Genomic DNA, 7,319 nt, shown 5'->3' with positions numbered 1-7,319 from the left:
CACCGTCGGCGAAGCCTGTGCGCAATTCGCCGAACAGCCGCACCGGGAATGGGGAGCACGCGGCGACCGGATCCGGGCGGAGGACGGATGTCGGACGGGCACGAGAACCACGCCGAAGGCGGGACCGCCAACGACGTTTCCGGATCCACCTCAGCCGTGGTGCAGGCCGGCTCGATCGTCGGCGACGTGCACCTGCACCCCGGCCGCCCCGCGGTCGCCCGCCCGCACGAACTGCCCGCGGACGTGCACGCGTTCACCGACCGCGAAGAGCAGCTCGCCGACATGGATCTGCTGCTGGCCTCCACCGAGGGCGAATCGTCGACCGCCGCGGTGGTGATCTCCGCCGTGTCCGGTACCGCGGGGGTCGGCAAGACCGCGTTCGCGACGCACTGGGCCCATCGCGTCAGCGAGCGGTTTCCCGACGGCCAGCTCTACGTGAACCTGCGCGGTTACGGGCCCGACCGGCCGATGTCGCCCACCGAGGTGCTCGGCGGCTTCCTGCGCTCGCTCGGCGTGCCGCACGAGGACATCCCGTACGAGCTCGACGAACGGGCAGCGCGGTTCCGCAGCCTCGCCGCCGGGCAGCGGATGCTGATCGTGCTGGACAACGCGCGCTCCGCCGAGCAGGTCCGGCCGATGCTGCCGGGAACGTCGTCCTGCCTGGTCCTCGTCACGAGCCGCGACACCCTGCCCGGGCTCGTCTCGCGCGACGGTGCCCGCCGGGTCAACCTCGATCTCCTGCCGCACGGCCAAGCCGTCTCGCTCCTGCGCATGCTGATCGGGCCGCGGATCGACGCCGAGCCGGACGCCGCCGACGCGCTCGTCCAGCACTGCGCCCGGCTGCCATTGGCGCTGCGCATCGCCGCCGATCTCGCCGTCACGAATCCGGAGCTGACGCTCGCCGAGCTGGTCGCCGACCTCGCGGACGAGCAGCGACGGCTGGATCTGCTCGACGCCGGACACGACCCCTACACCGCGGTGCGCGCCGTGCTGTCCTGGTCCTACCGGAACCTCGATCCGGCGGAGGCACGCACGTTCCGGTTGCTCGGCCTGCATCCCGGGCGCGAATTCGACCCCGTCAGCGCCTCGGTGCTGGTCACTGGGAACCCGGGACAGGCACGCCGGCTGCTCGACTCGCTGGTCCGTGGCCACCTCCTGGAGCGCACGCGGGCGGGCCGGTACCAGATGCACGACCTGCTCCGGGTCTACGCGGCCGACCTCGTCGCGCAGGAGGAACCCGAGGAGGTCCAGCAGGAGGCCCTTCGGCGGCTGTTCGACTTCTACCTGCGCTCGGCATCGCTGGCGATGGACATCCTGCTTCCGCAGGAACGCGCCCGGCGGCCGGTGCTGCCGGGCACCGGTACCCGGGCCGATCTCGTCGACGACGACCAGGCGATGCGGTGGCTCGAGACCGAGCGGCCCACGTTCTCGGCCATCGCGGCACAGACGGTGGACACCACGTGGACCGTCTACACGACGCTGCTGTCCGGGACCCTTTACCGGTTCTTCGACATCTGCGGGCACTTCGACGACGCCGTGACGCTGCACAACCTCGCGGTCGTGGCGGGCAGGCAGGAGAACGACCAGGTCGCCGTCGGCCGGGCGCTGCACAACCTGGGTGCCGTCTACCAGCGCCTCGGGCGCTACCCGGACGCCCGGGACTACCTGGACCAGGCGATCGCGGTGGCTCACGAGGCCGGCGAGGCGAAGGTGGAGGCGTTGGCGCTGGCCGACCTCGGGCACGTGCACATGCTGCTCGGCGGGTTCGACGATGCCCTGGACTGCGACCGGCGGGCGCTGGCTTTGTTCGAAGCCGAGTCGGACCGCACCGGGCAGGGGCAGGTGCTCAACAACATGGGGCTCGTCCTGGACCGGCTGCACCGCTACGAGGAGTCGGTCGAGCACTCGCAGCGGGCGCTGGCGCTGTTCCGGGAGACCGGCGACCGGCCTCGGCAGGGATACGCCCTCAACGACATCGGCGTGGTGCTCCAGCACCTGTCGCGTCATTCCGAGGCGCTGGACTACCACGACGAGGCCCTCGTCCTCGCCCGCGACACCCGCGACCGCGCGCTGGAGGCCGAAGCGCTGAACGGACTGGGTAACGCCACCCGGCAGATCGAGGTCTCGGAATCGATCGTCGAATACCACAGGCAAGCTCTGAACATCGCCGAGCGAATCGGTGATCGCCACGAACAGGCGCAAGCGCACGAGGGGCTCGCCGAAACGTACGAAGCGCTCGGGAACGTCGCTGAAGCCCGGGAACGGTGGCGTTCGGCTCTGGAGATCTACGGCGAACTCGGCGCGCCGGAGGCGGTCGCCGCCGGTCGCCGGTTGTCCGGGCTGACCGAGTGATCACGCCGCGAAGTCGAACGAGTGGAGGGGGCAGTCGTGACCCAGGCAGCGGTAGTGGGGTTTCTCTTTCTGCTGGCCGTGTCCGCGATCCCGACCAGGCGACGGCAGCTCGCCTTCGCGGGCGAGGACTTCCGGGCGATGACCGTGCGACGGTCCGCGCTCGTCTCCATGCCGACGCCGGTTCGCCACCACTTCGAGCAGGCGAGCTTGCCCGGCCCGCCGTTCTTCGATGCCGTGATCATCCCCTCCGCTCGTGGCGCCGAGAACATCCGGCGCGCGGCCGAGACAGCGGCCAACGCGGGTTCGTACCTGGTCGTTCTTGCCAGCGAGCGGACCACTGCGGTGGACGTCGGCCACCTGCTGACGCACATCGGCTGGAGTCGCGAGAAGTTCGCGGTCCTGGACCGGAGCCGGTTCGCGCATGCGGACAAGCTTCGGCTGCGCACGTTCGCAAGCCTGTACGCCGACGGGGCCGGGGAGCTGAGCGAGAAGAAGAACGCCGGCCTGCTGCTGGCCCGGATGCTCGGTTGGCGAAGCGTCCTGTTCGTCGATGACGACGTGCAGTCGATCGGGCGGAAGCAGCTCCGTGATGCGGCGGGACTGCTGGACGGCCTCGACCGGGCCGGTGCCGGACGCCGGCTGGTCGGCTGGGCGTTCGACGAGTTCCCGGACTTCTCCTCCGTCGGCTACGCGCGCTCCTACGGGACAGGCGAGTGGCGGACCTTCGTGAGCGGCGGAGCGATGGCGCTGCGCTGCGACCAGGACCTGCTGTTCTTCCCGCCCGTCTACAACGAAGACATGGTGCTGGCGTTGGAGGTCCTGCACGGCGACCCGGGCGCCACCTGCGTCGCCGGGAAGCTCTCGCAGGACGAGTACGACCCGTTCGGGGATCTCCGCCGAGTCGCCAGGCAGGAGTTCGGCGAGGTTCTGGTGGAGGGCCTGGTCCGCGCGCCCGGCCTGGCCGGTGCCCGCGAGCCGGAGTTCTGGCGGCCCGTGCTGCTCGACCGGACCGCCATGTTGCGGCAGGTGTCCGCCAGGCTGAACACCCTCGGTGTCCACGACGGCGAACGGGCCGTCGAAGCGGCCCTCGAGGCACATCGGGGTCATTGGCCGGAGGCCCTGGCCGGCTTCGTCTCGGACTGGCTGCAGGATCTCGCTGTGTTGCGGGAGTTCCAGCGCAAGCTGCCGTCGACGACCCGGCTCGGCGCGGCCGCCGCCGGGCTGAGCTCGGCCACTCCGTGACGGAATTGGCGCAAACGCCGGGACGGAGGACCCCGCCCGCCGGGCGGGGTCCTCCGCGGTCACCTAGCGCTGCAGGGTCAGCACACCCGGCCGCCAGGGCAGCTGGTCGTACGGGCCGCTCGCGTTCGGCGCCTTGCCCTGGTACAGCAACTGCAGGTTGCACGGGTCGATCGTCATCGTCTGGTCCGGGTTCGTGCGGACCAGGTCGCCGTGGCTGATGTCGTTCGTCCAGCTTGCCCCGCTGTTGGCTTTGCCCGCGAACGGGTTGCTCTCGCTGGCCGCCTGCGGGGTCCACGAACCGCTCAGGCTGCTCGCCGTGAACGACCTGAAGTAGCGGCCGCCCGAGCCCATTGCCTCGACGATCATCAGGTACTGGCTCTGGCCCTGGACCTTGTACACCTGGACCGCTTCGAACAGGTTGGCCTGGGAGTCGCTCATGATCGTCGTGTAGTTCGAGCCGAAGCTGCCCGGGAAGTTGCCGATCGGCATGCTGGCGCGGTAGATCTTGCCGTTGTCACCGGCGAAGAACAGGTACATGTTCGAGCCGTCGGCGATCAGGGTCTGGTCGATCGGGCCGGTGCCGGAGCCGGAGATGCTGCCCGTGAACAGCGGCTGCGGTGACGACCAGCCGTTGGGGTTGGTCGGGTCGCTCGACGTGCGGTAGATGAACGGCCACGCACCCCACTGGTACGCCAGCACCCAGATGTTCTTCGGGGCGAAGTAGAACAGCGTCGGGGCCACCGTGCCCTGGTTCATCCCGGTCTGGCCGGCCGAGGCCATGTCGGACCAGTTCGTGAACGGGGTGAAGGCCATCGAGCCGTACGACGAGCCCGACACGTTCGACGCGTACACCAGGTGCTTGCCGTTGTAGACGACGTTCGTGAAGTCCTTGAGCGAGACCCACCCGTTCTTCGGCTGCGCCAGCGCGCCCGTCGACGACCAGCGGTACGACGACGGCAGGGAGCAGCTGCCGCCCGGGGTCGTCGTCGTGGTGGTGGTCGTCGGGGTCGAGCCGGACAGGCCCGTCCAGTTCTGGTTGCTGCCGCCGTTGCACGTCCAGATCTCCACCGCGGTGCCGTTGGCCGTGCCGGCGCCCGTGACGTCCAGGCAGAGGCCGGACTGCACCCCGACGATGGTGCCGTCGGAGTTCACCCGCCACTGCTGGTTGGCGCCGCCGTGGCAGGTCCAGATCTGCACCCGGGCGCCCGCCGTCGTCGATGCCCCGGACACGTCGAGGCACTTGCTGCCGTACACCGTCAGCTGGCCACTGGCCGTCGACGTCCACTGCTGGCCCGCACCGCCCGAGCAGTCGTAGATCTGCAGCGTGGTGCCGTCGGTCTGGCTCGCGTTCGGCACGTCGAGGCACCGGCCCGAACCGACACCGTGCAGCGCGCCGGTGACGTCGGCCGAGGCCGGGCCGGCCCCCAGCGTCACCGCGACCGCCGTCGCCGCCGCGACCGTCACCGCGGCGGCGAGGACGGCGAGCCGGGACCGGGTCCGGCGGCTGGTACTTGCTCTGTTCATCACGACTTCTCCCCGTCACCGGCAGGTGTTATCGCTAACATTGAGTTGCGACAGCCTGGGCCGGGGCCGGAAGGATTGTCAATCCGCGTGCTCGGCCGCCCGGGCTCCGGACGGCCGAGCACACGACCTTGCCACCTCACGGGCGTATTTCCGATCCACAGTGGACAGTCGGACGATGAAAGTTACACGGTCAGGCGGTGGTGCGCAGCCGGGCGACGGCGGCGAAGATGCCCTTCCGGTCGTAGCTGCCGGTGGGCAGGGTGGCGCCGTGGGCGTGGCGGACGATGCCCTGCGCGTCGACGAGCACGCTGCCGGACTGCTGCATCGAGCCGAACACCCGCCGGCTCAGGCCGACCAGCTCGTGGGGCGTGCCGCGGCGGCCGGTGAGGACCGGGAACGGGATCCGGCGCCTCGCCCGCCACGCGGCGGCCTCGGCGCGGTCCTCGGGGACGGCGATGTACACCCGGACCCCTGCCAGCGCTTCGGCGCTCTCGACGAGGTCGCGGACGTGCCGGGCGCAGACCGGGCAGGACGTCGACCGTATGAAGTAGAGCAGCGCCGCGTGGCCGGCGAGGCGGACGGTCCGGCCTTCGGTGTCCTCCAGTTCCAGGGGTGGTACGGGTGAGCCGGCTTCGAGCACGGGGAACTTCCTTTCAGGCGTGGGGAGAGCCGTGCAGCCGGAGCCGGACGGCCGTCCGGGCCCGGTGGAGGTGGGACTTCATCGCCGCGGTGCTCAGGCCGAGCCCGTCGGCGACCGCGCGCCCCGGCTGCCCCAGGACGTCGCGCATGATGAGCACGCGGCGCTGGACGTCCGGCAGCGCCCGGATGGCTTCGGCGACGCGCTCGGCTTCCAGCCGCCGGAGCACTTCGTCCTCGGCCGACGCCGCGAGGGCGGGCTCCGCCGCTTCGTCGCGGAGCCGCTGGACGCGGCGCAGGCACTCGTTGCGGACGATCCGGAACATCCAGGACGCCAGCGCCGCCGTGGCCCGCAACGACCCGATCTTGCGGTACAGGACGATCAAGGCCTCCTGCGCCGCGTCCTCGGCGTCCTGCGGCGAGGCGCACAGGTGGTCGGCGAAGCGCCGCACGTGGGGATGCGCCCCGTGCACGACCGCCGTGATCGATTCCAGGTCACCCTGCTGCGCGGCTTCGACGAGCTGCTCGCTGACCCACCCCATCGCACTCTCTCCCTTTCGACGTGACCGACACCCATAAGAGGGGCCGCTCCCGCGAAAGGATTCACCTCACCGCCCGAGGTGGGCGGTGTAGAACCCGGCCAGCTCGTCGACGGCCGGCCCAACGTACTGCTCGCGGTCGTAGAGGTCGACGTGGGTCGCGCCCTCGATCCACCGCAGCTGCTGCGGCTCGGCCGCGACCTCGGTCGACATGCGCGCGGTGACCGCTTCGGTGCCGACGACCATCAGCAGCGGCCGGGGCGCGATCAGCCCGGCGAAGCGGCGGCCCGCGTCGAACGCGACGATCCGGTCGAGGCTGTCCCAGGTGAACTCCGCGGCCGCGCGGGGGTGGAACGCCCGGCCGGTCCGGTAGTAGTCGAACCCCTCGAAGCCGTGCTGCCCGCCGGCGGCGCGGGCGTCCTCGGCGGCCGGCGGGAAGATCGGGAACGACGTCATCTTCTCGCCGCGGGCCTCGGCGGTGCGGGCCGCAGCCGCGGCGTCGAGCATGCCCTGGACGACCGCGGGGTCCTGGGTGCCGTCGGCGCCCTCGCGGAACATCCGGCCGATGTCGGCGGCGCTGACCGTGGCGACCGCGCGGATCCGGTGGTCGGTGGCCGCGGCGGGAAGCACGTATCCGCCGGAGGCGCAGATGCCGAGGGCGCCGATGCGCCCGGCGTCCACCTCGGGCCGCGTGGTCAGGAACGACACCGCGGCCTTGAGGTCTTCGACGCGCTGTGCCGGGTCTTCGAGGCCGCGGGGCAGACCGCCGCTTTCGCCCTGGTAGGCGGCGTCGAAGGCGAGGGCGGCGAACCCGCGTTCGGCGAGCCGCCGCGCGTAGAGCCCGGCGGTTTGCTCTTTGACGCCGCCGGCCGGGTGGCCGACGACGACGGCCGGGTGCGGCCCGGGGTGGGCGGGCAGGTACAGGTGGCCGGCGATGTCGACGCCGGCGCTGGGGAAACTCACGTTCTCGGGCATGCCTCCACCTTCGGGGCTCTCACGCCGCGGGGTAAGAGCCAGGTCTTTGCC

Annotated in this window: 6 protein-coding genes; 2 read left to right on the top strand and 4 right to left on the bottom strand. The window is 71.2% G+C overall.

Features of this window, described 5'->3' with window-relative positions; all coding sequences use genetic code 11:
* The first annotated feature begins 87 nt into the window (after positions 1-87).
* Positions 88-2,352 carry an ATP-binding protein gene (locus tag OO60_RS02325; protein WP_051767619.1) on the top strand — a complete coding sequence of 755 codons (2,265 nt, stop codon included), beginning with the start codon at positions 88-90 and terminating at the stop codon, positions 2,350-2,352.
* A 54-nt stretch (positions 2,353-2,406) separates the two neighbouring features.
* The gene (locus tag OO60_RS44885; RefSeq protein WP_051767618.1) at positions 2,407-3,594 is read left to right on the top strand and encodes a hypothetical protein; all 1,188 of its coding nucleotides are present in this window, start codon (positions 2,407-2,409) and stop codon (positions 3,592-3,594) included.
* Between the two features lie 63 nt (positions 3,595-3,657).
* On the opposite strand, the gene OO60_RS02315 is transcribed toward OO60_RS44885, so the two are convergent.
* From OO60_RS02315 to OO60_RS02300, 4 genes are all read right to left on the bottom strand, one after another.
* A complete protein-coding gene (locus OO60_RS02315; RefSeq protein ID WP_033260700.1) occupies positions 3,658-5,118 on the bottom strand; it encodes a non-reducing end alpha-L-arabinofuranosidase family hydrolase in 1,461 nt (486 codons plus the stop codon).
* 190 nt (positions 5,119-5,308) lie between these two features.
* Complete coding sequence (locus OO60_RS02310; RefSeq protein ID WP_004562303.1) at positions 5,309-5,758, bottom strand: redoxin domain-containing protein; 450 nt, start codon at positions 5,756-5,758, stop codon at positions 5,309-5,311.
* 13 nt (positions 5,759-5,771) lie between these two features.
* Positions 5,772-6,296, bottom strand: a complete 525-nt coding sequence (locus OO60_RS02305; protein WP_004562305.1) for an RNA polymerase sigma factor — start codon at positions 6,294-6,296, stop codon at positions 5,772-5,774.
* Between the two features lie 66 nt (positions 6,297-6,362).
* A complete protein-coding gene (locus OO60_RS02300; protein ID WP_004562306.1) occupies positions 6,363-7,268 on the bottom strand; it encodes an alpha/beta hydrolase in 906 nt (301 codons plus the stop codon).
* Positions 7,269-7,319: the final 51 nt, after the last annotated feature.

It is taken from the genome of Amycolatopsis vancoresmycina (genome assembly GCF_000716785.1).
Lineage (GTDB): Bacteria > Actinomycetota > Actinomycetes > Mycobacteriales > Pseudonocardiaceae > Amycolatopsis > Amycolatopsis vancoresmycina.
This window is presented reverse-complemented; position numbering and strand designations above follow the sequence as displayed.